Genomic DNA, 1,572 nt, shown 5'->3' on the forward strand with positions numbered 1-1,572 from the left:
GAGCTTCAGCCGGTTGCTAATAAGCCGGACCGTTATGAGTGGCTTGTGACCGTCGCGTATGATCCTGCCGCTAAGTACCACATTGAGGGTGAGCCTGATGCGACTATCGTTGAGGAGGAAAAGACGATTCCTCGCACGACGAAGTTCATCATGGAATATAAAGAAGGCATGTGGCGCATGCTCCTGGATAACAACAGCTAAATTTCTTCATCTTCTGATACACACTACTTAAGGATTTTTCATGGCTACTTTTCTTTCTCGACGTGCCGCACTAGCTGCGGCCACCGGTGCCGGTGCGGCCGTGGCGCTCACTGCTTGCGCTAGCGATATTCGCCCGCTGGCTGATAGCTCCGCCTCCGGTGAGGCTTCGGCGAGTGCTAGCGCTTCTGAGTCTGCAAGCGCATCCGCCTCGGCATCTGCTTCTGCGACTGAGACTGCTAAGAAGTCGTACAAGGGCACGGTGAAGCTCGACAAGTACGAGAAGAACGGCGAGTACGTTCCTGCCACGGCTGAGAAGAAGGCACAGAACGTGCCCAAGCCTGTCGTTCCCGAGAAGATGAACGAGGCGACCATCGAGGGCATGTACCAGTTCCTCAGCTACTGGGTGGCAAGCTTCAACTACATGTTCATGACCGGTGATTACGAGCCGCTCAAGAAAGCTGACCCTGCCGGCGTGTTTGCGAACGATCACAACAATGTCGTTCTTGTGTACTCCACCGGCAAGGGCTGGGTGTACGACACGGATGCACCGGTTACCGTTCAGCTTCTGACCGATGCCCCGAAGAAGGTCACTGGCGGCCCCAACCGCTACGATTGGATCGGACGCTTCATCCAGGACTCCAAGGCGAAGGTCCACATTGAGGGTCAGGACCCCGTTCCTCTGGTCGAGGAGGGATCGTCCAAGAGCGAGGCGACTAACTTTTCGATGGATTACAAGGACGGCGCCTGGTTCATGGTCAGCGAGGAGGATTCCTCCGATCTGGCTTCTTCTAAGAGTGAGTCTAAGGCCTAGAACACCAACGCCTCTTACGGGCGGTCATTTTTGGATCTAGGGGTTTGAATCTAGGGGAAGAAATCCTGGGGAAGCTCCCGTACGTAGATGAGATTGCGTGCGGGAGCTTCCCTTTTGTCTGTGTGACCGGTGTTCGGTCGCGTTGAATTGTTCCTCAGATGAGCAGGCGCAGGCTTTGAATGTTTCAACGAACCTGCTCGGGTACGCTTAAAAGCATACGAACAAACTATTGAGGGGTTCTCATGCCTACCTTCGTTACCCGACGCACCGCCCTGGGTATCACCGCTGCCGCCGCGCTCGCCTCCTTGACTGCCTGCGCGAGCGATATTCGCCCGCTGGAGGACCCGAGCGTGGTTGACCCGATGCGCCCCTACAAGGGTGAGTTGAAGTTCAATAGCTACAAGTCCACCGGAACGTACCATCCCGCAAGCGCCACGAAGAAGGCGGAGAACCCGCCCATGCCCGTCCCTCCCCAGAATATGAAGTCGAAGACGACCTCGGGCATGTACGCGGCACTGGGCTACTGGGTCGCTTCCCTGAATTATCTGACCGTTACCGGC

3 protein-coding genes are annotated in these 1,572 nt (G+C 56.2%); all 3 read left to right on the forward strand.

Features of this window, described 5'->3' with window-relative positions:
* A partial coding sequence (locus Q0216_RS07920; protein WP_298594337.1) for a DUF6318 family protein occupies positions 1-201 on the forward strand: 201 nt, incomplete at its 5' end.
* Between the two features lie 40 nt (positions 202-241).
* Positions 242-1,012 carry a DUF6318 family protein gene (locus Q0216_RS07925; RefSeq protein ID WP_298594339.1) on the forward strand — a complete coding sequence of 257 codons (771 nt, stop codon included), beginning with the start codon at positions 242-244 and terminating at the stop codon, positions 1,010-1,012.
* Between the two features lie 242 nt (positions 1,013-1,254).
* Positions 1,255-1,572 (forward strand): DUF6318 family protein (locus Q0216_RS07930; protein WP_298594341.1); only part of this gene is annotated, 318 nt, incomplete at its 3' end.

The sequence above is a fragment of the uncultured Rothia sp. genome (assembly GCF_937976295.1).
Taxonomy (GTDB): domain Bacteria; phylum Actinomycetota; class Actinomycetes; order Actinomycetales; family Micrococcaceae; genus Rothia.